18 protein-coding genes and 2 pseudogenes are annotated in these 22,168 nt (G+C 44.3%); 5 read left to right on the plus strand and 15 right to left on the minus strand.

Features of this window, described 5'->3' with window-relative positions; genetic code table 11:
• Nucleotides 1–491 precede the first annotated feature (491 nt).
• The 3 genes from VB733_RS25210 (at nt 492) to VB733_RS25220 (ending at nt 2,595) form a co-directional block, all read left to right on the plus strand.
• The gene (locus VB733_RS25210) at nt 492–842 is read left to right on the plus strand and encodes a type II toxin-antitoxin system prevent-host-death family antitoxin (protein ID WP_323342799.1); all 351 of its coding nucleotides are present in this window, start codon (nt 492–494) and stop codon (nt 840–842) included.
• A complete protein-coding gene (locus VB733_RS25215) occupies nt 839–1,132 on the plus strand; it encodes a type II toxin-antitoxin system RelE/ParE family toxin (protein ID WP_323342800.1) in 294 nt (97 codons plus the stop codon). Before VB733_RS25210 ends, VB733_RS25215 begins: the two co-directional genes overlap by 4 nt.
• 425 nt (nt 1,133–1,557) lie before the next feature.
• The gene (locus VB733_RS25220) at nt 1,558–2,595 is read left to right on the plus strand and encodes an aldo/keto reductase (RefSeq protein ID WP_323342801.1); all 1,038 of its coding nucleotides are present in this window, start codon (nt 1,558–1,560) and stop codon (nt 2,593–2,595) included.
• A 3-nt stretch (nt 2,596–2,598) separates the two neighbouring features.
• On the opposite strand, the gene VB733_RS25225 is transcribed toward VB733_RS25220, so the two are convergent.
• From VB733_RS25225 to VB733_RS25280, 12 genes and pseudogenes are all read right to left on the minus strand, one after another.
• Nucleotides 2,599–3,576, minus strand: coding sequence for an FUSC family protein (locus tag VB733_RS25225; protein ID WP_323342802.1), 978 nt, complete (start codon nt 3,574–3,576; stop codon nt 2,599–2,601).
• Entirely contained in the window at nt 3,566–4,219 is a 654-nt protein-coding gene (locus VB733_RS25230; RefSeq protein WP_323342803.1) for a GOLPH3/VPS74 family protein, read from the minus strand. Before VB733_RS25230 ends, VB733_RS25225 begins: the two co-directional genes overlap by 11 nt.
• Before the next feature lie 35 nt (nt 4,220–4,254).
• The gene (locus VB733_RS25235) at nt 4,255–4,992 is read right to left on the minus strand and encodes a CPBP family intramembrane glutamic endopeptidase (protein WP_323342804.1); all 738 of its coding nucleotides are present in this window, start codon (nt 4,990–4,992) and stop codon (nt 4,255–4,257) included.
• Between the two features lie 64 nt (nt 4,993–5,056).
• Nucleotides 5,057–6,013, minus strand: a complete 957-nt coding sequence (locus tag VB733_RS25240; RefSeq protein WP_323342805.1) for a type II CAAX endopeptidase family protein — start codon at nt 6,011–6,013, stop codon at nt 5,057–5,059.
• 121 nt (nt 6,014–6,134) lie between these two features.
• The gene (locus tag VB733_RS25245; protein ID WP_323342806.1) at nt 6,135–7,082 is read right to left on the minus strand and encodes a type II CAAX endopeptidase family protein; all 948 of its coding nucleotides are present in this window, start codon (nt 7,080–7,082) and stop codon (nt 6,135–6,137) included.
• 67 nt (nt 7,083–7,149) lie between these two features.
• Entirely contained in the window at nt 7,150–7,605 is a 456-nt protein-coding gene (locus VB733_RS25250) for a peptidoglycan-binding domain-containing protein (protein WP_323342807.1), read from the minus strand.
• A 294-nt stretch (nt 7,606–7,899) separates the two neighbouring features.
• Complete coding sequence (locus VB733_RS25255) at nt 7,900–8,457, minus strand: DsbA family protein (RefSeq protein ID WP_323342808.1); 558 nt, start codon at nt 8,455–8,457, stop codon at nt 7,900–7,902.
• 405 nt (nt 8,458–8,862) lie between these two features.
• Entirely contained in the window at nt 8,863–9,456 is a 594-nt protein-coding gene (locus VB733_RS25260; protein ID WP_323342809.1) for a hypothetical protein, read from the minus strand.
• A gap of 404 nt (nt 9,457–9,860) precedes the next feature.
• A complete protein-coding gene (locus tag VB733_RS25265; protein ID WP_045868506.1) occupies nt 9,861–10,484 on the minus strand; it encodes a response regulator in 624 nt (207 codons plus the stop codon).
• A pseudogene (locus VB733_RS25270) lies at nt 10,481–12,688 on the minus strand (PAS domain S-box protein); the annotation flags it as partial. The pseudogene VB733_RS25270 and the gene VB733_RS25265, both read right to left, overlap by 4 nt.
• A gap of 97 nt (nt 12,689–12,785) precedes the next feature.
• Nucleotides 12,786–13,472, minus strand: coding sequence for an FUSC family membrane protein (locus VB733_RS25275; protein WP_323342810.1), 687 nt, complete (start codon nt 13,470–13,472; stop codon nt 12,786–12,788).
• 465 nt (nt 13,473–13,937) lie between these two features.
• The gene (locus VB733_RS25280) at nt 13,938–16,352 is read right to left on the minus strand and encodes a hypothetical protein (RefSeq protein WP_323342811.1); all 2,415 of its coding nucleotides are present in this window, start codon (nt 16,350–16,352) and stop codon (nt 13,938–13,940) included.
• A 280-nt stretch (nt 16,353–16,632) separates the two neighbouring features.
• On the opposite strand from VB733_RS25280, the pseudogene VB733_RS25285 reads away from it, so the two are divergent.
• Nucleotides 16,633–16,875: pseudogene (locus tag VB733_RS25285) on the plus strand (transposase domain-containing protein); the annotation flags it as partial.
• Nucleotides 16,876–17,151: 276 nt separating this feature from the next.
• On the plus strand, nt 17,152–17,376 hold the full coding sequence (locus VB733_RS25290) for a GNAT family N-acetyltransferase (protein WP_323342813.1): 225 nt from the start codon (nt 17,152–17,154) through the stop codon (nt 17,374–17,376).
• A 149-nt stretch (nt 17,377–17,525) separates the two neighbouring features.
• Here the strand turns inward: VB733_RS25290 and VB733_RS25295 are convergent, their stop codons facing one another.
• The 3 genes from VB733_RS25295 to VB733_RS25305 are packed head-to-tail and all read right to left on the minus strand — an operon-like array spanning nt 17,526 to nt 22,116.
• On the minus strand, nt 17,526–18,572 hold the full coding sequence (locus tag VB733_RS25295) for a hypothetical protein (protein ID WP_323342814.1): 1,047 nt from the start codon (nt 18,570–18,572) through the stop codon (nt 17,526–17,528).
• A complete protein-coding gene (locus VB733_RS25300; RefSeq protein ID WP_323342816.1) occupies nt 18,569–21,382 on the minus strand; it encodes an SNF2-related protein in 2,814 nt (937 codons plus the stop codon). The genes VB733_RS25295 and VB733_RS25300 overlap by 4 nt, the downstream gene beginning before the upstream one ends.
• The gene (locus VB733_RS25305) at nt 21,340–22,116 is read right to left on the minus strand and encodes a hypothetical protein (protein ID WP_323342815.1); all 777 of its coding nucleotides are present in this window, start codon (nt 22,114–22,116) and stop codon (nt 21,340–21,342) included. Before VB733_RS25305 ends, VB733_RS25300 begins: the two co-directional genes overlap by 43 nt.
• Nucleotides 22,117–22,168 lie beyond the last annotated feature (52 nt).

The raw sequence follows: 22,168 nt of genomic DNA on the forward strand, positions 1-22,168 counted from the left end.
GAATCCCTATTTTTCGGTATTTTCACGCTTTACAAAAATTGTCTACCCCAATCTTACCCCAATTTTAATCCTCTGCAATAGCAAGTCGTCCTCCTTTACTCCGATGCTCGTTAATGTCCGAAAGCATTGTTTTTGTGTCTTGCTTTCCTATGCTCTACTTTGTCTAAAAGTCTTAATTCTTCGTGAATGCTATCCTATGCTCGTTTGTTGACGAAAACTCTTTTATGGCGTAGGTGATATCCTATGCTCGGTAACCCATAGACTGGGATAATATCGATGAGGAGCTATCCAGTTTATCCCAAATAATAATGTGGGTAAAAGCTTGTGTTGTAAGGATTGTAGATTTTTTTGAGGGATGTTCGCACTCCCAGGGAATTAGTTCCGCGACCGCGTAGTAGCTCCCCTGGAGTATCGCTGTTAATTTTTGAGCGACATATCAAATTAAAATCTATTAAAATGCTAAATTAGGATTGAATTACATACTAAATTATATGATTGATCTGGAAAATATTTATCCGCTCACGGATTTTAAACGTAATGTCAAACAGTTTATCGAGCAGATTAAAGCAACAAAATCGCCACTGGTGCTTACCGTTAATGGTAAAGCAGAGATAGTAATTCAAGATGCAAGTAGTTTTCAGGAAATGGTGCGACGCTTAGAAGCATCGGAAGCAGAGATACGCAAGCTCAAGCGAGAAGCCTTGCAGCGCGATATTAACTTGGGTTTGCAACAGTTAGAAAATGGTCAATATCGCGAGTACGATGACGAGTCGTTACCGAGCTTGCTGCAAACGATTAAAGAAAAAGGACAACGCAGACTCAACCAAAATAAAGCTCAATGAATCGTTATAAAATCTCCCAACTCGCAGAGCAAGATTTGGAGGATATTTGGGTATATCTTGCTCAAAATAATCAAATAGCGGCAGATAAGCAGATTGCAAATATTCTAAACCGCTTGCCAATGTTGGCTCAGTTTCCAGATATGGGACAAATACGGGATGATTTAGGCGAACAACTTAGAAGTTTTCCAGTTAAGCCGTACATTGTTTTTTATACTAAGATTGATGATGGAATTGAGGTTGTAAGGATTCTCCATCAGTCAAGGGATATCGATCGCCTGTTTTCCGACTAAATATTTGTTTCCATACAGGAGTCGCTACGCGATACTCACGCTTGTTAAAGCTGTTGACTCTGTGTCTTTTTTGGATTGTGTTCATACAAAAAACATGAGTAGTGACGATAGCTGTAAACCCTATTAAATTAAACTTTTGACGGAAAATTTAATGTCACGTACAAAAGTATTAAAAATCGCCCAAATTTCAACAAAGTACACAGCCTAGACAAAACCCACCAGCGCCAGGGTGGCAAATTCTTGGAGTGTTACCTACCCTACGGGAAGCCTCTACATTTGTGTGCAAAATCAACAGCGATGAGAAATCGCTAGGTATATTTGCAAAAGTTGAGATGATCTTTCTTTCAACAGTTAGATGATTTTTATGATGCTGATTGCAAAACTATCAAAGTGAATTCTGATAGTTTTTCTTTAAGGATAAATTTGTGGATATCAGCAGACGGGATTTATTAAAGTTTGCTTCTACCTCCGGTTTAGTTGTCATAGGATTAGCAAATTCAGAAGCTTTATCCAGACAAGTTTTAGCTCAAAATCAACCTAATTCCACTCAAACCAAAAGCGGCGAAATGATCTACAGAACACTGGGACGTACAGGAGAAAAAGTATCTGTGATTGGCTTGGGAGGTCATCACATTGGACGACCAAAAGACGAGCAAGAGGGTATTCGGCTTATTCGTACTGCTATTGATCGCGGCATTAATTTCATGGATAATAGTTGGGACTACCACAATGGCGGTAGCGAAATTCGCATGGGTAAGGCTCTGCGGGATGGCTATCGACAAAAAGTTTTCCTGATGACTAAAATTGATGGTCGCACCAAAGAGGCGGCTACTAAGCAAATTGACGAATCTTTAAAACGTTTGCAGACCGATCGCATTGATTTGTTGCAACATCATGAAATAATTCGCATGGAAGACCCAGACCGAATCTTTGCTCCTGGTGGTGCGATGGAAGCTGTTGTCGCTGCCCAGAAAGCAGGTAAAGTTCGCTACATAGGCTTTACGGGGCACAAAGATCCTTTAGTTCACTTGCGGATGTTGGAAGTGGCTGCTCAAAATAACTTCCGTTTTGATACGGTGCAAATGCCGTTGAATGTGATGGATGCCCACTTTAGAAGTTTTGAACGTCAAGTTCTACCTCTGTTGGTCAAAGATAACATTGGGGTGCTGGGGATGAAATCAATGGGCGACCAAAACATTCTTAAAAGTAACACAGTCAAACCCATCGAGTGCCTACACTATGCCATGAATTTGCCAACTTCAACGGTTATTACAGGTATTGAGAGGATGGAAATTCTCAACCAAGCCTTGGAGGCGGTACGCACATTTCAACCCATGAGCCAGGAACAAGTCCAGGCGTTGTTGAATCGAACTCGTGCCGATGCTATCAAAGGAAAGTATGAATTATTTAAAACTACTAGCCAATTTGACAGCACAGCAACAAATCCCCAATGGTTGGGATAACTTCTAATCAAATTGCAGACGGTTAATTACACAGTGCATAATTGTAATTTCATTCGCAATTCTATCTAACTCTGTGGATAGGGGTGTTTGTTCTCGAACTGCTTGCAATGTAGGTGTAAAAGCGCGGGAATTGGTGGCGATTTCTGACAAACGCGAACTGTGTAACTGTTGAATTTGCTCATGAACAGCTGTTAGATAGATATCCAGTACTGGTAAAGCTTGAGGTGGCTGCCTTTGATGCAGGGCATCTGCTAAGTTTTCTAAAGTTTGAATAATTGTATCGCTGAGTGGCTGGAGTTCGGTAAATTGGTAATCGCCACTAAATTCCCGCAAATGTTCTGCCAAAGTTGTCGCTGAACTAAAAAAGCCGCGAATATACACCATTAGCGTCATTACAGGTTCTATTTCTCCCTGAACATGGCGGGGCTCGCTGAATAATCTTTGAGCAGCTGTGGAGGCGTTGGCGTTTTCTAGTGCTGCTTGATGGCGCAGGGTATTGATAGAGTTAGCAGACGTATTTTGCTGTGGATGAAGATAGTTAGCTATGACTTGCTGAAAGTAGACTAGGTTGACTCGAATCGTCTTTTCTAGTTGTGTAGGAAGTTGCTGTCTTTCCCAAATGGGGAAAAGTAAATAACTGCCCAGCAGTGCTAAGATACCCCCAAGCAAACTATCGAAAATTCGCCACAGTCCTATTTGCCAACCACTGGCGCTAATCATATTCAGTAATAAGATGATGGCGGGTGTGAGCAGTAGAGTAAATATACTGTAACTTAGCGATCGCATTGACATTGCCATAAACACCAGCAACAAGAAACAGACGGCAATTCCTAATGTATTTTTGACTAGTAGAATTAAAACAATACCGATAATTCCGCCAAAAATAGTAGCGATAAGCCTTTGTACTGTAGTGCTTGCAGCAGCATTAAAACCCACAGTGGTGGAACGTTTGCTATGCGATCTAACGATTTCATCGGACATTGACTACACTCAGAAGCGTGGTTGCTTGAATGATGAAAATTGCCTTTGAAACTGCTTTGCCGACCAATTCCCCTTCTGCGATCGCCTTAATTCGCGATCGCGCTTCAGGACGTTCTTCAGGTCTGAACACCGCATCGGTCAGGTGAGAGGCTTGCATCAAACTAATCAATGCTACCATGCGATAATCCAGTCCAATGCCTTCTAACACGGCGGCGCGAACTTGCTGGACAATCTCGCGTTGAACCGATTCATCGGTCAGAAAATATCGCTGCGTTGGCAATAGACCAAGAATGCGCTGCTCTTGTCGTTCTAAAACACCTAAATTGACTAAGTTCTGCAACACAATCGGCTGAAACCATCTGTATCTTCGTCTCCAAAGAGTAATCCAGAACCTTGCAGTTCGAGGACGAGACGATGCTAGAACCTCATTGAGGTGTCGATCTAAGAATTCATCGCCTGTGTTACCTGAGATCGCACCGATCACACGATTGTCGTTGTCGATTTCAAGTTTGCCTTGCAGGACTAAGTCTAGTAACAAAGAACCGACCAAGCCATATTCGAGCGCCGCGTACCAAGAGAAGCGAGTTTTCCCAGTTTCGGGATTGAGTGCAAGCAGGATTAAATCCTGTGAAAGATATTGCATGATGAATTCCTGATTGAGGTATGCTGCGGTTTCTTTCAGCCCGTGCCAACGAGCAACATGATCGGGATTGTGGGCAGGTTGAAAACAATATGAACGACGAGACCGGGCCAGATCGAGCCGCTACGACGGAAGACCTCAGAGGTAGCGAGACCGGCCACAATGGCCGCCGGAAAGACAATGTTAATACCGTGCATGAGGGCGAAGATCATAGTGCTGCCCACCACCCCAGCGAACGAACCATAGCGCAGCAGCGCATTGGTGACGATGCCGCGATAGAGCAGTTCCTCGCCGAAGGGTGAGAAGACGGAGATCAATACTGTGGACAAAACCAGAGGCAGTAACCCGCCGCGACCACCCTCTGCGTAAACATCCTGGACATTGTCCGTGTCCCCTGTGATCTGGATCCAGGCCATGATCGCCAGACCCTTGAGCACAAAGGCAACCAGCCCTACGCCAACACTGGTCAGAAGCCAGCGACTGGAGGTTCGGCGTACACCGAAGGCACTCAGGGAACGGATACGCAGCCGCGCGGCTGCCGTGAACGCGATGAGGGTGGCGACGCCGGTCCATGCAGTCAAGATCAGTCCGTGGACCACGGGGTCAAGACCGAGTTGCTTGAACAGCGAGACACCGCCGAACCCTACGATTAAATAGACGACGAGTCCGACGATAATCTCGGACCAGCCCGGACGGGAGGTATTGCTAGTCCGAACCGAGGACGCGGAAGGGGGCTTTCCCGACTCCCCCAGGTGATTTGAAGAAACACGAGGCATGATAATTGACTCCTTTTATCGGGTTGCTGACTTCAGTTGCTGATGGGTTCGGGATTTACCGGGGTCACCAATGACCCTTCTGGTGGCTCTGGGAAACGGATTGGGGCGACTCCTGCTTGAACACCCCGTAGGCGATCGCCAGGAACACAGGTATTGCAACCAGCACCGATAACGCCCCGTAGGTCGCGTGGTACTCGCTGACTGTGAACAGGGCTGGCGTGGTCACGACGGTTCCGGCTGCGTTAATCACGAGTATGCCGCCAATGTTGTTCGCGAAGTGTACGCCGATGGCAAGCTCAGTGGTTCCGTCAATCAACGAGATTATAGTCCACAGCAGACCCGGAACCAGGAAGTAGCTGAAAAAGACCGTGAGCCAACCGCCTGCGATCGCCTCCGGGTTGAGGAGGTGCGGCAGGGTGAAGATCACGGCTGATACGATCGCCAGAAAGATGCGGTTAGTCCAAACAATGCTCGCGCCCTGCACAATGTATCCGCGAAAGAAAAGCTCCTCAGTGGTGGTCTGGATCGCGGTGAGAACCAGTGCGATCGGCATGAAGCGCACGAATGTCGTGAGGTCGGAGTTGAAGGAGAAGGTGTCAGGGTAGAACAGGTACTGTCCCAGCCCACCGATCAGGCAGTATGGCACGAACCACGCCACAAATCCGTGACCTACACGCCGCCAGCTAATCTTTTCCCGCGCCGTAATCAGCGTTCGGGGGTGGCGGCGGTGGATAAGGGTAACGACGATGAGAACCCCCGCGAGGAAAAACGGGAAACCTACCATAACAAACAGGAACTTCCCAAAGGGATCAAGCACGGAGTAATCCGGCTGGCCGTTGAGCGCGAACGCGACGAGTACGCTGGCGAGACTCCCGATAACCAGCCACGAAAAGAGTATGACCACCAATCCCAGAATATACCGCCACCCCCGATACTTGCCCCAACAGGCAGCCTCCACGTAAGTCGCGTCTTTCACGTCCGTCCCGATTCCCTGCTTTCCTTTAGTTGCTTTGATCCTCATCTTTATCTCCTTTACCGGTGCATGGATGTGGTACTTGGATCTGGTCGCTAGTTGCCTTTGCGATTGTTTTCCGGATTTGACGGGATTACCGAAGAGCGTTCCGGTAGCTCTGGGAAACGAGTTAAGATGCCTTATTGCGTTTGAACACCCGGAAAACGATTACCAGGAAAACAGGAATCAGCACGAGAGAGGTGATGTCATAGAATCTCGCATGGTACTCGCTGATGCTGAACAGGGCTGGCGTGGTGAAGAAGCTTCCAGACCAGTTGAACAAGAGAAAGTACGCGAGATTGTTGGCGAAGTGCGCGCCGATCGCAAGCTCGGTAGTGCCGTCGATCAATGAAACGATCGCATACAATAGACCCGTGCCGACGAAGAGTCCGAGGAACATCCCGATCCAGCCACCCTCCTGTGACTCTGGATTGGTGGCGTGTGGCAGGGTGAAGATCACGGCTGAGACGATCGCCAGAAACACGCGGTTCGACCAGATCAGGCTCGGACCCTGCACGATGTACCCGCGAAAGAAAAGCTCCTCGGTGGTGGTCTGGATTGCGGTGATGACTAGTGCCAAAGGCACGAAGAGCGCGAACGTCTTAAGGTCTGAGTTGAAGGAGAAGCTATTAGGGTAGAGGAGGTACTGCCCCAGCCCGCCGAGCAGAACCCACGGCACGAACCCAGCCACGAAGCCGTGACCGATGCGAGTCCAACTGATCCTCTCCCGCGCCGTCACGAGCGTTCGGGGATGACGCTGGTGAATGAGGGTGACGGCGATGAGGATTCCAGCGAGGAACACCGGAAAACCCGCCATAACTACGACGAAGCCCCATATGGGACCGAACGCAGCGTAATCCAACCGACTGAATGCCGCGACACCCTCCTGACCGCCGATCGCGAGCGCAACGATCGCACTGACAAAGTTGGCGACGACCATCCAGGCAAAGAGAATGATCATCAGCCCCAGAACATACCGCCACCACCGATACTTACCCCACCCGGCAGCATCCACGTAAGTCGCGTCTTTCACTTCCGTTCCGCTTCCCTGATGTCCTTGGGTTGCTTTAATCCTCATCTGTGTCTCCTTGATTTGTGCGTGGATGTAGTGCTTGGATCTGACCGCCAGTTACCTGGGAGGACGCTTACACTTTCCAGGGGAGCGGCGATCGATAGGGATTCTCCCGCATATCCAGCACTTCCCAAGTCACAGGGTTAACCTGTCCTGTAACGGGGATGTTGTAGCGTCGTTGTAAATCTCTCACCGCAGATTCTGTAATCGCGCCAAATGTACCATCAACAACCGCACCCCTCGGATTTCCCAACCTGACTCCAGCAGCATTTAAGAACCCATTATCTAAGAGAATTTGCTGCAACATTTGCACTCTTCTACCGCGATCGCCCTGTCTCAAGGTTGGCAATGTGATATCCGTGTAGGCGGTTGCAACAAGAATAAGAGATTGTTGAGGTGGAGGGGTAGTGATCGCCGAATGCATTCGCAAAACCCCACCTACTCCCGTTATAACGATGATTGATAGAGTGGTTTTAGCAAGCATCCCAGTGATTCTAGAAATTGAGCGTCGTGTTGTAGTTAATTTCATTTTTCTCCTGTTTGTCGCTATGAATAATTCGTATCGTGTTAGCGAACCTGTTTTGGGGTCATTCCAGTGAGGCGCTTAAGTTCAACAAAACAGGCAAAAGCTAGCCATCACGCATTCGATAGCTTACTAGCACTAACAAACAAGTCATACCAATTCAAAATTCAAAATGACGCTCGAGGACTCGCTACCGCTGCGCTAACAAAATTCAAAATTAAGAATCTAGACAGGATAAGGCTTTGGGTCTGTGTATCTGTCGCATTCTTTTTTCAAATTGGTATCAGATATGAATAGAGCTTAGTGACTTGCAGCAACAATGGCTGTCATCAACTCTGCCATTTTCCAGCGCCCAGTATATCGAATGTTATTGATAAATAGGGCTGGAGTAGCCGTTATTCCACTCTTGCATCCACTTTCGATATCTTCATTGACACGATCGACATGCACTTGTTTAGACAACTCTTTAAGAAATTGAGGGATATCAAGCCCTAAATCATTGGCGTACTCTACAAGATAACCATTTTCTAACTTCTGTTGATAAACAAATAAAGTATCATGCATTGGCCAAAACTGTCCTTGGGCAGCGGCGGCTTCAGCGACTTCGGCGGCTCGTTGAGCATGAGGATGAATCTGTATTTGCGGAAAATGACGGAAGATAAAGCATAAATAATCTTCTCCAAAAGAAGCACTCAGCTCTTGTTTGATTCTTTGAATTATCCTGTAAACGTCCGCACTTCTAGAGCATTGATAGTCTCCATACATCACCAGCACGACTTTAGCACTCAGCACACCTCGCATCCAATCCTGGGTTGAAGGGGTTACAAGTAAGGAACTGTGGCTACGATCGTCGTTCATTTTTATACATTTGCATCAAGCATGGAACCTGGCAATTTACTTACTCAATCCATTGATTGCGTAACTGTTTGCATAAATTCAATATAGGCGATCGCCTTCAAGCTGTCGTCTATAGCAAGTTAAAATTTTTACACTATAAATTGATAGAGCAACTATGCCATCGTAGAGTAGAAGGCTGGTTCTAACTCAAGTTAGAATTCCAATTCTATCGAAAGTACATCTTAATAAATTAACAATGCCGCGTTTAACGGCAACAATTACAGCTTGGGTGCGTTCGTCCTTGACGTTGCCGTAGGCATCGCTAACATCTAACTAGCAATAAGAAGCGCCTCCTACAACCAGGATCGTACTCATCCTGGTTGCAAAATGGCGGGTTTAGGCATTGATATTTGCTGGCTCCTGCACTTAGTTGCGATCGCTGGCACGATCGATCAGTGCGTTTGAGGGCAAGCTCGGATCAAGTACCTTGCGCGCACTGTCAACCCCTACAACGGGCAGTATACCCGGATCAAGCATACCGAGTTGAACCAATACACTCGCCTGATCCCAGTAGAGATGTTCGTGGGCTAGCTTGTCGTCACGAAACTGAACAATTACTACCAATGCCATTTCAACCCGTTTAAGAGTCGGAGCAATGCCAGGTAGCATCCAGTCCATCTGGATGGTATGAGTGAACTTAACTAGCATTTCATCGACGAGTTGATTGGTTCCGATTGTGCGCGAGACCGGAGTCAGATCCATGTCCGGCGGCATCTGTGGAATGAAGTACTTGGAATAAAACTCGCGCAGTGCCGGTTTCCCTACTCCCCCAATCATTACTGGAATGCCGTTAACGTAAGCATCCTCAACCATCGTGGCGAGAGTATCTTCGGTGTTGTGAGCGTCAAACTCAAGCCGCAGATGCTCATCCCAGAGTTCTTGCAAAAACTCCTGGGCTGGTGTCAGGTTGCTAGTTGCCTTTCCATTTGCTTGTTCGTCTACAGATTGCTGTTTGACCATGATTGGATTCTCCTAGTTCTATCTATTTAAAATGTATTTAGTTCCAAGGCTCGACTTCTTTCAAATTCTTACAATGATTTGTCAGATTCTTGTGGAATTAATGAACCTGCTTTGGTGTCATTCGAGTAATTCGCTTAAACTAAGGATTTGAGCGTTTGCGATTGCCCGCTTGCGTCCCCTTTACATTTCTTTAGAGACAGCCTCTTACCGCTCTCAAGGAGCATGATTTGCCTGATTGGATGCACTTCTATTTGCATAAACTCAATATAGGCGATCGCCCTGAAGTTGTCGTCTATAGCAGGTTAAAATTTTTACACTATAAATTGATAGAGCAACCATGCCATCGTGGAGTAGAAGGCTAGTTCTAACTCAAGTTATAATCCCAATTCTATCGAAAGTACATCCTATAAATTAACAATGCCGCGTTTAACGGCAACAATTACAGCTTGGGTGCGATCGCTAACATCCAACTTATTCAAAATCCGATTGACATGAGATTTGACAGTGCCTTCACCAATACTCAAAGCAGCTGCAATATCGGCATTGCTCATTCCCTGCGCCAGTGAGCGGAGTACTTCTAGTTCTCGTTCACTCAGTTCTGGATTGCTGAGGCGCTGTACCAACTTTGCTCCTACATCAGGCGGAATATACTTCTGACCCCGATGAACGGTACGAATAGCATTCAGAAGCTCGTCAGGTTCAGTTTCTTTCAACAGATATCCTTTTGCGCCTGCCTGCAATCCCCGATAAATATCTTCGTCACTATCATACGTGGTCAGTACAATAATCCGAGCAGATTTAGCAGTAGCACAAATTGCACCGATGGCGGCAACTCCTTCCACTTCAGGCATTCGCAGATCCATGAGCGTGACATCCGGTTGGTGTTCCCCAAATAGAGCGATCGCTTGTTCCCCATTTTCGGCTTGGGCAATCACCTGCATATCTGGGTCACGGTTAATAATGGTGGCTAATCCTTGCCGAAAAATAGCATGATCGTCTGCAATCAGAACCCGAATGGCTTGGCTCATTGTGATGCCTCCCGATCAACGGTAACAATCATCTCTGTTCCTTCTCCAGGTTGACTCCTAATCGTGAGTTGTGCGCCGATGCGCTCTGCCCGTTCGCTCATGCCTAGTAAGCCAAAACCCTCAGAGGCTGGAATACTCCCAACTCCAAAGCCCTGTCCATTGTCTCTCACGCGCAAGCAAAACTGATCGCGATCGTAGATTAGCTCCACTCGAATTTCATCAGCATTGGCGTGTCGAATCGCATTGGTTAAGGCTTCCTGCCCAATCCGCAGTAGATTACTCTCGACTTCAGTCGGCAGAGAATATACTGCACCCTCAATCTCATAATATAAAGTGGTATCCATTGCGGCAGTTCTGAGTTGAGCGACGAGACGATGTAGAGCGCTCTGTAGACTGCCTTCCTCCAAAAGCTGAGGACGGAGCGCTACTACCGATCGCCGCGCTTCAACCAGTCCAGTTCGCGCCAATTCTTTGATCAGGTCCAGGTGTGCCTCAGTTGCTTCTAAATCATCCGTTAGCACCTGTTTTGCCGCTCCCACCTGAGCCAGAATGCCTGTAAACGCCTGAGCGAGTGTGTCGTGAATTTCACGCGCCATGCGGTTACGCTCTTCTAAAATCGAGGCTGCTTCTGCTCGCTTTTGCAGCGTAATATCTCGCGCTATCCAAATCACCTGTTCGTGCCGAATCGGTGCAATGCGAGCCGAAAACCAAACTTCTCGTCCAGCCAGTGGATGCCTATATTCAACGGTGAGTACTTCTTGGGTTCTCAGAACCTGCTGAATGTAACTCAGGAATTCATCAGCTTGTTCTTTAGCATAGAGTTGATGCAGTGTTTTGCCGATATACTCCTCTTTATGCAACTCTCCATATGACGGATTTCCTTTGATTGCACAGACCAATTGCCCTTGGGCAGTGAAGATACATATTGGATCAGGGATGGCTGAAAAGAGCGCCCGCAGTTCTGCTTCAGAGGCTTGCAACGCTACTTCTGCCTGTTTGCGATCGCTAATATCTGCAATCACCCCTTCGATGTAGTCATCGCCTGCATTCAGATAAGAAGAGAAAAGTCCCCAAAACACTGTCCCATCTCGTTTTCGCATCTGTGCTTCATAGCTTCGCACTTCCCCATCCCGCTTCATCACCTCAATGCCTTGTTGGCGATCGCTGGGATTGACCCAATAGCCTATAGTGTGTTCAATTCCAATCATCTCTTGGGGTGAATCAAAACCAAACAGATCGGCAAAGCGTTGATTGGCATTGAGAATTAAGCCATCATAGGTGCGGGTTCGGTAGATACCAACCTGTGAGTTTTCAAAAATAGTTCGGAACTTGGCTTCACTGCGTTGTAATGCCTCTTCTGCTTGTCTACGCTGGGTGGTGTCATTGCCAACCGATAATATTTCAACGACATCTCCTTGTTCATTGAAGATGGCTTGATTTGACCAAACAACCCAAACTCGCCGACCGTCTCGACACAGGTTTTCACCCTCGCCTTGCGGGTACGATTGGGGATTACGAAGTAAATCATGGACAAAGGGTCTCACATCGCGTCCAGAAAGTTCGGCTTCTGGAATGATGGTTTCAAATAAGCTCCGCCCTAAAATCTGATGTTCTTCATAGCCAAGAAGTTTTACCCCATAATCGTTGATGTAGTGAATCCGTCCTTGCGGATCATAGCGAATGATAACGGAATTCGCGGTTTGGAGCAGGTTGCGATAATTTGCTTCACTTTGTCTCAATGCGGCTTCGGTTTGTTGACGTTCCGCGATCTCCTGCTGCAAAGCTTGAGTTTGCTCTTCTACCTTCCTTTCCAGTGTTTCGGAATAATCCGATAACCGTTCATATAACCGAGCATTCTCCAGTGAAATTGCTGCCTGAGCAATCAACAGTTTAAGGACTTGTAAGCGATCGCTAGTAAACACTCCGGTACTGAGATTATTCTCCAGATAAAGTATGCCAATCAAGAGAGTTTCTAAATCTTTGACTTTTGCCATCGCTCCCCATCTTTCATAGCAGTAGTGTGCTTCTTTCATGTAGGTTTGAGCAATCTTTGACCGACGACGCTCTAGATAAAACTTGGCTGTTAATTCGTAGGCTAACGCTTCTTCTTGAAGATACTCATTGTCTTTAGCACCTTGAATCGCTTGTTCATAGAACTCTTCTGCCTCAAGCAACTGACCCAAAACTCGTGCTGTCGTGCTGTCTCTGCTTCAGGGCTGCAATTACCTGACCATTATCATAGGATTTCCCCATCATACTTAAGTTGGGAGCCACACACATACCTCTAAGGGACGATCTTCATTAATCTATCTGGCATGGGCTTTCTGTTAGTGTTGAGTTGTAGTTGTGGTAAGCAATAACTATACTACGGAAAGCCCTCTTTAATTTTGGCGAAAGTATTGGCCTAGTCCACATAGTTGTCCAGGCGCTACGAGCAGCTAGCAAATCTTGAATCACAGTATCTTGTGCTTGCAAAAATTGCTGTTCCCATTCTGGCTCATCTCTTAAATTCAAACCTTGATTACTGAGTAAATCTACAAATTTGCTCAGTGATAAATAACAGTTAGCGACTACCTGCATGATCGGGACATTAGGAAACATCAACCAAAATCCTAATGACAATACAGTTGTCCATGTTCCCCCAACCAGACATAGCCAGCAATGATGGAGCAGAGTAGACAAATTAGAAAATGAAGCAAATCTAGCCAGCGCAATCACAAACATGATGGAAGTAACTAAGCTGACAGATGCAGCCACGCTGCCATAAATACCTGCTAAACCGAGGATAAATATAACAATAAATGTTGTCACCAAAGCTAACCAGACATGACTACTAACCAAACTAGCAATCAGAAAAACAGCCGTCACCGCCATCGTCGCTGCGAGCATAGCCTTTGCTCTCTGACGATAATTGCCCTCAACATTGGCCATACCAACAAACCAAGCTGCCATAGTGGCGATCGCACTTTCACGAGTATGATCAGTCATGAGGCCAACTCCAATCGGGCCAGCCAGCGTAAATAGGCTACGCAATCCTAAAAAAATAGCAGGTTTTCCTGGATTAAGTGAAAACTGCTGTAATAACCACCGCAGAGGAAGTATATGTATCAATGACATTGTTTAGGTTGGCAAATATAACAAAAGCGATCGCAACATTTTTTGATGATTGATGATTTATCAGCTAAATTTTGATAAATACCTAGCAAAAATTTTGATATTTTCAGCCTTTAGCTTGATGTTAATTAACACTATTTCTGTGTTCAATATTAGATGATTTAATTTAAATTTTCCCCTAGATTGTCATAAACTTGTCAACAATATATCTTATTGATAACAGATTAATTGCTTCAGACAGAACAATGAGAAATTAAGAGTTTTGAGGATTTATTATCCCGAACTCAGGTTGATATTTACCTACGATGACATCCTGGTCGCATATTCCAAAAATCCTAACTACGGTGCATTTTTTTCATGAGTACGGTTTTGCAGGAGAAAGTTAGCTTCAAGGACGCGATCGCTTTTTGGGTATCTCTGCACAAGTTGTTGTAGATATGCGAGTTTCCCACTCAAGTAATAATTAGAAAACAACAAGTCGTCAATATATGCACTTTGGGGAAACCTAATTTGTAATTCGATAATTATCCGGTCTATGCGACTTTGATAATCTTGTAGCATCTGCTTATAGGGGTTTTGATAATCGTCATTATCTAAGTAGGGTTTCCCGGAAACACCAGCAGGAGGATGGATGCGGAGAGTTTCCCCAGAAGGGTGATTTTCCCATTGCCATAACAAAGTTGATGCTACCATATACAGGGTTTTTTCCCTTAACTCGGGTGGGATATGAGGATTATCCAGCAATTTCTGATATTGAGATAGGGCTACAGCATTTTGACTAGAATCCTGATAAAGCGATCGCACTAAGTTAGGTTCCCGTCGTTTCATGTTGCAAACCCACCAAGTTTCACAGTCTTCTAGAGGTAGATGAAACGCGCGAAAACCATCCCAAATTGCCATGTAACCGTTTTTCCAACCACCTGCACCTGCCCAATCTGAGGCTAGCTGATATTGGGTGTCTGGGGTATTTTCTTGCTGCAATTTCAGCAAATGTTGCCAGCGTTGTCGTTGTTGTGAGAGCATAGCTTGCATTTGCTTTTGCACTTCCATCGCTGGGGGGTTGGATAGACGACCCGTCCACCAATAGGGATTGTAATTATAATAACTGCCCAGCACATTGTTAGACATTTTCGTCAAGTCTAATTTTGCTGAAGTTTCCAAGGCTTGAGCATAATTTTGTCCTCTGGCGTAACGCACGGATAGGGCATACTCCAATAAGGGAACCATTGGTTGAATTGCGGGTTCCTTTAGCAGTGATTTGATTTGCTCAATAGTTAAACCGACATCCAGCAAAGAACGCAGATAAGGATAAGTCAAATATACAGCATCTCCATCCCCCACAGGCTGAGTCATCAACTTGTTCCACAACCGCATTGCCCCCATGACATCGTTGTTCTCCTGTAAGCTGCGAGCGAGATGATAGGTGGCATCATCTGCACCTGGATGATTAGGGTATTTACTGAGCCACCGTTGCCAATCTTGACTTTGTTGTAATGGTGTTTTTTTAGCATTGCGATCGCGAATCGCTGGGGGACGTTCTGCTTTGTCGAAGTAGGATACACCCGTTAAATTTCCATATTCACGACATCCTGTGATGAATTTTGATTGTGGGTATTTATGGGCAATATTAATTAGTAAATAATAGGCATGGGTATTTCTGATAGTATGACTTTCGTAACCAGTCACGCGGGTCAAGGGATGAAGTTTACTGAGGTCGTTGTTAATTATTTGTTGTAGTAATTTTGTCCCTTGGGCATCACCGTGACGTTCCAACTCAGCTATAGCCCAAGTTTGGTCTGCTGATTTTGGGTTATTGGCTTCATCCTGCAACACTGCTTTACCAATCGGAGAAATTTTACCTGCTTTGACTTGTCCCAAACGTTCCGCTAGTAAGCGTTCTTGGGTTTTGCCTGGGAGACTGCGGTAATAGGCGATCGCATTTTTGATTTGGCTGGGGTTTGGTTGGGTTAAACGCGCAAATTTAGACCATTCTGGTAAATTTAGTGGTGGTTGAGATGCTTTAGGTTCCGATATTGGGGGGTATACTTTGTTATCACCTAAAACCGCAACTAAAAAGTCTTTATTGAACTCAGATACGTTCAGTTGATAATGATTTTTGTATGGATATTCCGAGCTAGATGGTTCTGGTTTCAAATTTTGCTTTGCCAGATTCAACAAGCGATCGCGTGTGGCTTTTTCGTCTAAACCAAATTCTTTAAGCCATGCTTTTTCATTTGTAATTCCATCATTGGTACCATCCCTTAAGGTTTTCAAGCTTACCGTCAGCAGATAAATATCTGGGGTTGTTAATTTCTGTTGCAAATGCCGTGTTAACCACAAAGTTGTGTATGGTTTACCCAAACTACGAATACCTACCACTCCATATTCTTGACGCACCTCATCTTTGGAGCGAGTGTAGTAGTCGAGTAGAGGATAAGCTTTGGCTCCGTAACGTTTCCAAGCGGGATTTTGTGGTTTACCCGCACCCCATTTCAGAATCATAATATCTTGGCGAATCGCTGCGGCAATTTCTCGCCATTCCGGATCGGTTCGCAAGCGATCGCGAATTTGTTCATCAACTTCGATTTGTGTAATTTCCTCTGGGTTCAACTTTTCTGCTTGTCGTGCTGCTTCTTGAGGTAATGGTATTTTTATTTTTTTCGGAGAATTGGATAAACTTTCATACAGTACACCAGATACTCCCAAAGCCAGGATGCTTACTGCCAAGTACAAGTAATAACGTGACTTCATCATTATCCCAGTGACTTGTTGATTGTGAATTGTAGCAGTTTACATCTTCTAAAACTAACCAAATGTTACGTATTATTTCAGGATATTTATGTATAAATAAAGTAACCAATTAAGGATGGAATTCTCTATGAATTGGATAAATATCAATACGGTTCAGTTAAGCTTCAAAGTTATGTAAAATAGGGATTATTTCCCTGAACGAAAATCGAGTGTGTTGCATCTTAAGGATTTCTCGTTGGTGTCTCCTGAGATACAAAGCAGTGACGTGCTTAAAGCGATTTAGATGGCGATCCCAGCTTTTGTCATCGAACAGTCGATAGCTAATACCCAAACGGAAGAAGAACGCAAGTGATCGCTACCAGCAGAATTAGTAGTATGTCTGGTAATAGCAATGAGTTTTTGGTCTAAAGACTCGATGCGAGATGTACTTAAAAACCTAATAGATGGGATGTCAGAGGCATAGTTAAAAGTTGGTAAATACTGGCGGGCACCTTGTAAATCAGCTATCACACAAGCTCGGCAGCGATGAGTTATACAGGGACATTACGAGTCATTCGTCGTGCTATTCCTAAATTACAACGCTTACAGCCAGAAGAATTCCCCCTTTTTTCGATTGGTTAACCGTGGAGATTTTGGATACGTTGTTACCCGAACGAGTTCACCGTAATAATCCCAGGGTCGTTAAAAAAAAACTGTATCAAAGTTTCGTTCTAAAAGACCAATACACAGAGGTACAGGACAACGAGTCAAAGCTCCCAAATTTCACATCTCTAGTCAGCTTTGTAGGCTTAACTGAACCGTATTGGGAGCGGTACTTCTTGATCGTGCATTATCTCATCTACGACAGCTAGACGGTTTGCGGCAAATTATCCTCGCAGTTACTGCAAGCAATTTAGCGGCATCTTCCCTTTACAAATCACGAGGTTTCGAGGTTTTTGGCTTAGAACGTGATGCTTTATTTATTAATGGAAATTATTTCGATGAGGAGCATTTGGTATTACGTTTTAAGTTTGAAAAGTCCGATTAATAAAGCAATTGGTGCAACAATCAACAACCACATCGTACTTCCCAATCCATAATACTGAGCCAACAAAAATACAGTGCCACAAACCCACACAACACATCCAACGTTAAATCGGAAAATTGCAATAAAGTTTCCACGGCAACTTAATAATTTCACTTCACCCCATTATCCCAAACCTCCGGGGAGATAATTTGCACATCTCCATCACTCAAATAAAATTGGGTCACAGGTACGTTTGATTTTTCGCATTGCCAAGGTTCAATTATTTTTAAATAGGGATTCCAAATCGCCATGATTCCACGTCGTGCTTTTTTCCTAATCAGTTCGCATTCAATATGGACGGTTTGCAATAAAATTACCAAACTACTATGCAATTGAGCAGTAACACTTAAATCGTAGCGATCGTGCAAATCAAGTAATTTACGCTCTAATTCCATTTGTGTAGCTTGAATCCGAGCTAATTCTTTTGATTTGGCTTCCTCTTCTAAATTTTTTCTGGTAATTTTGGTGTTAATTTCGCCAATAATTTCATTGTAATAGTTTCTAATTCTTTCTTCGTCCCGACCCAATTTCCGTGCTAAACTTCTTCGCCAAGGTGCAATTTCTCTATCGATTACTTTGGATGCATGGGATTGGGCAGTATTTAATAATGGTTCAAAATTAATATTATCTAGACTCGATACATCTTCTAAACTAACTTGGTCGGATTTCCACGACAATGCATCGCCAATTTCTACTCCTGGAATCCCCGTCAAACCATTCACAAAAAATGACACCATTCCTAATCGTTTTTCATCAGCATTCGCTGTATAAGAAACGTTAAAGAAAACGTAGGGAGTTAATGCTTCAAAGGCTTTACCGACGCGAATTAATCCATTGAGGGGAGAAAATGTATCGTTGATGCGTTTCTCGAAACCCGTTGTTTTTAAATATCCGTCATATTTAACAGATAATGCCGCAGCATAACCTTGGGAGTCTAGTAAATGGGAAAATCTGTCGAATATTTCCGAATTATACGTAACAAAATAACTGTCATTTCCCTCCGCAGAAGTACTAAAACTAATCGCATCTGGGATATCTAAAGATTGAGCGATATCAATTGGTAGCAGCGCTTCTAAGGTATTATCATTGCTATATTCAGCTACCCCTGATTTGAGACTAATTACTTGGTTAATTGCATCGAGAAGTTGATTTTTCATGCTTCTAAATCCTCTCCAAATAGTTGGTCGTCAAACTCCTGCATGGTTTGATAGCTATTTTTCGCATCCAATAACTGTCCCCCCAAAGATTCAAATGCATTATCTAACTCGTCTTTGCGTTCGCTTCCCAACCACAGGTTAATTACCATCTCTTCAAAATCAAATTCGTCTCCCATATTTCCCAATATGGTTTCGATTTCTCCCACAACCAACTCGAACATATTGATTTTATCGTGGAGAACTTTTAATATATATTCTTCGATGCTATTGGCGATGCAAAAATTGAAGATAAACACATCTTGAGTTTGTCCAATTCGGTGGAGACGACCGATACGTTGTTCGATTTTCATCGGGTTCCAAGGTAGGTCATAATTAACGATAGTATTGGCAAATTGGAGGTTACGTCCTTCTCCCCCGGTTTCCGTCGCTAACATCACCGGAACTCGCTCACGAAAATCTGCGATCGCCCCATCTTTGGCTGTGAGGGACATATCTCCACGAAATTGACTGTGTTCGATTCCACTCGCTTTTAAGGATTCCGAAAGATAGGTTTGAGTAGCGAGATTATTGACGAATACCAGTGTTTTTTGGTTGGATTTTTTCAATAAATCAACCAACATTCTGGTTTTCTCAAATTGTTTGATACTATTCGCTTGCTTTTGCAGTAATAGAATTTGGGAATCTTCTAAACGTTCCGATAATTTCTCTAGGGAATGAATTAATGCAACCGGACTCGAACCTGCACGCATTAGTAAGTTATTTCGAGTTAGTTTATCGATGGTTTTTTGTTGGGATGATGTGCGTAAATATTGATTCAGGGCTTGATATAATTCCTTCTCAGATGCTGTGGGTTGAACGGTAATTGTGGAAGCGAAACGTTTGGGTAATTTGACATCAACAACCGAACGGGTATTTCTCACCATGACTTCCCGCATCAATTGTCGTAATTTCTCTGGATTTTTGGGAACTCTCCCATCTTTGGAACCTACATATTCCCGTTTAAATTGAGCTTCTGTTTTTAATAATCCTGGTTTGAGTAAGGTTAATAAATTAAATAATTCCACCAAATTGTTTTGAACTGGTGTGGCTGTCAACATCAAGATAAATCGCTTTTTAATGGCATCAACCAACTTCCAGTTGAGAGTAACCCGATTTTTGAGGTGGTGGGCTTCGTCTACTACGACCATATCCCAGGAACGAGCAACAACATGGTCGAAATGAGTTGCGTGTTTTGCCGTGTTGATGGATGCAACAATCCGGTTATGAGTTATCCAAAATTCAGCCGGGGGAAGTTGGCGATCGTCTGTAGTAACGGTGCTGATGTTAAACTTTTCTTGCAGTTCCTGTTGCCATTGGGAGACGAGGGTAGCCGGTGTTAAAATCAACAACGACTTGATTTGATTTCTTAGTAAATACTCCTTACAAATCATTGCCGCTTCGATAGTCTTTCCTAAACCAACTTCATCGGAGAGCATTGCCCGACCGCCAAATTGCTTGATGACCTTTTTGGCAGTTTCAATTTGATACCAGTGTTTGTCGATATTAGCAAGTTCCGGCAGACAAACTAATTGGTCGTAGTCGGCTAAGATAGACAGATTAAATAGCGATAACCTGGCTTCATAGCTGTCTACGGAACTAAACTGACGATTTTTGAGGGCTAAACTAGCGAAGGAATCCTCAAATTTAAACGCATAACTATCAGTCATCAGAAAAATGTCTGGACAGTAATTTCTATTTATTTTGTCAGAAAATCGAAGGTTGCAATGATTTTTGATACAAGACTTTAACGGGGGCGATGTCTTCGACAAGCCGCTAGCGCGTCTACGCGTCCCACCAACTTTAATACTTTCCCCAGCAACCAAACCAAAAGCAAGGTGATTTAGTTTCCCCAACTGTTGCCTGATCGAGCAGAAAATTCTCAAATCAACCAATAATTCAACGGTTTGCAAGTCCAAGACATGGGTAAGCACAAAACAACTTGCCCCCACTGAACTTTGTTGCTGTTCTTGCAAATGCATCCACACTTGGGATGCGATCGCACAAGCAAGCAAAGGAGGAACGCTATTTCCAATAGCCTTATGAGCAGCCAACTTACTTGTCCCGAAATTGAACCAATCTGGAAAACTGTGCAACCTCGCAGCTTCCCTAACCGTTATCACCCGCGAATGTTCGTAGTGTATCGGTCTTGCTGCGGTTCGATTCCCACTCCCAGCACGCAACGTCGGGGAAAACCCATCGGCTGATAATCGTTTTGCCCAAGTAGTCGGCTCCTTTTCCCCTGGAATCGTATTACCATATTTCTGTTGCGTCGCTGCTGTGTGTGCTGTTGCGAGACATCCGCTAATTCTATTCGATGCTTGTGATGTTCCAGGGAAGATTCTGTCCAAATATTGAGCGTATTCACCCTTTTGGTTTAATTCCCAAGTATCAGTTTGGGTATTGATGGGAATGTGGGTTAGATCAGCGATCGCCTCCCCAACCCTAAACTTCTTTTCGTTCCCGACAGGTGCAGCAATCTCACCAAATTTCGACCCAACCCAGATAGCTCGTTGCCGTTTTTGAGGTACGCCGAAATCGGATGCTGTGAGTAACCATTTGGAGAGGATGTAGTGTTCTTCGATTAAAGCGATCGCATTCCCGGTAATCCCAGCAAACTTCTTCCATTCAATAGCTGGAACGTTCTCCATCACAAACATCAATGGATTTAGTTCCACAACCAGATTGATGTATTTGAGAACTAACTGGCTGCGAGAATCATCAAGATTTTCTATTTTATATTTCTGGCTAAAACTTGATTTATTGCATTTAATCTACGTCGTTGGTCTAGGGCAATACAATTCCATCGCCAACGTTCCGAAAACGCCGAATATTGTTGTAATCTAGTCGTGTAGTATGTGTTTTGAGGATTCGCACAAATCGAAAATAAACCGACCCTTGAATTACCTGCTTCCAACTCTCCATCCCTACGGCGAAAAGCCTCAACTCTTGCCCATAAAATAGCTTCTTTACCTTTCAAACCTTTATTCAACGCATCAGCATACTTTTTAGGAAAGGCATCAGAAACACGAGGGGATGCTTGATTCCATTGGTCTAAATTATTGATGAATGCTTCAATATTTTGCTCTGGATTTATGCTAGCATTTTGAAGCTTTCTAACTAATCTAGGAATCCGACTTCTTGTTCTTGCCAAGCACCCAGCGTCAGCATTTGCAAGGTTTGTACCACCCCGCCCTTGGTCACTACAGAATCCGCGATTTACCTTTCGGTTGCCGGGATCGACATGATAGTAGTACAGTGAAGTCTTGGTTCCATCAATTTCACAATTTCCTTCCGCCGCGCATATTGCTAATACGCCGACGGAGGAATTATTCGCGAATAAGTTATTTATATTCCCCGAATATGAAGTGTTAGAATCTTGGATGTTTTCAACGCTGTCTTGAACAAAACTAACTGCTGGTTGACTGATTGCAAAACCAGATACAGCGATTAACAAAATAAAATTTGATATATCCCAACTACGTCCTAATTTATTGAGATTCATCATTGATTAAAAGAATAGTAAAAAGAAAATAACTATGCCTGCGATCGCTCCTAAT

This window comes from Calothrix sp. UHCC 0171, assembly GCF_034931845.1.
Taxonomy (GTDB): domain Bacteria; phylum Cyanobacteriota; class Cyanobacteriia; order Cyanobacteriales; family Nostocaceae; genus Brunnivagina.

What these genes read in the sequence shown, in the direction of transcription:
- VB733_RS25210 (WP_323342799.1), top strand. Translation starts at nt 492, where the DNA reads ATGATTGATCTGGAAAATATTTATCCGCTCACGGATTTTAAACGTAAT.
- VB733_RS25215 (WP_323342800.1), top strand. Translation starts at nt 839, where the DNA reads ATGAATCGTTATAAAATCTCCCAACTCGCAGAGCAAGATTTGGAGGAT.
- VB733_RS25225 (WP_323342802.1), bottom strand. Translation starts at nt 3,576, where the DNA reads ATGTCCGATGAAATCGTTAGATCGCATAGCAAACGTTCCACCACTGTG.
- VB733_RS25230 (WP_323342803.1), bottom strand. Translation starts at nt 4,219, where the DNA reads ATGCAATATCTTTCACAGGATTTAATCCTGCTTGCACTCAATCCCGAA.
- VB733_RS25235 (WP_323342804.1), bottom strand. Translation starts at nt 4,992, where the DNA reads ATGCCTCGTGTTTCTTCAAATCACCTGGGGGAGTCGGGAAAGCCCCCT.
- VB733_RS25240 (WP_323342805.1), bottom strand. Translation starts at nt 6,013, where the DNA reads ATGAGGATCAAAGCAACTAAAGGAAAGCAGGGAATCGGGACGGACGTG.
- VB733_RS25245 (WP_323342806.1), bottom strand. Translation starts at nt 7,082, where the DNA reads ATGAGGATTAAAGCAACCCAAGGACATCAGGGAAGCGGAACGGAAGTG.
- VB733_RS25250 (WP_323342807.1), bottom strand. Translation starts at nt 7,605, where the DNA reads ATGAAATTAACTACAACACGACGCTCAATTTCTAGAATCACTGGGATG.
- VB733_RS25255 (WP_323342808.1), bottom strand. Translation starts at nt 8,457, where the DNA reads ATGAACGACGATCGTAGCCACAGTTCCTTACTTGTAACCCCTTCAACC.
- VB733_RS25260 (WP_323342809.1), bottom strand. Translation starts at nt 9,456, where the DNA reads ATGGTCAAACAGCAATCTGTAGACGAACAAGCAAATGGAAAGGCAACT.
- VB733_RS25265 (WP_045868506.1), bottom strand. Translation starts at nt 10,484, where the DNA reads ATGAGCCAAGCCATTCGGGTTCTGATTGCAGACGATCATGCTATTTTT.
- VB733_RS25275 (WP_323342810.1), bottom strand. Translation starts at nt 13,472, where the DNA reads ATGACTGATCATACTCGTGAAAGTGCGATCGCCACTATGGCAGCTTGG.
- VB733_RS25280 (WP_323342811.1), bottom strand. Translation starts at nt 16,352, where the DNA reads ATGATGAAGTCACGTTATTACTTGTACTTGGCAGTAAGCATCCTGGCT.
- VB733_RS25295 (WP_323342814.1), bottom strand. Translation starts at nt 18,572, where the DNA reads ATGAAAAATCAACTTCTCGATGCAATTAACCAAGTAATTAGTCTCAAA.
- VB733_RS25305 (WP_323342815.1), bottom strand. Translation starts at nt 22,116, where the DNA reads ATGATGAATCTCAATAAATTAGGACGTAGTTGGGATATATCAAATTTT.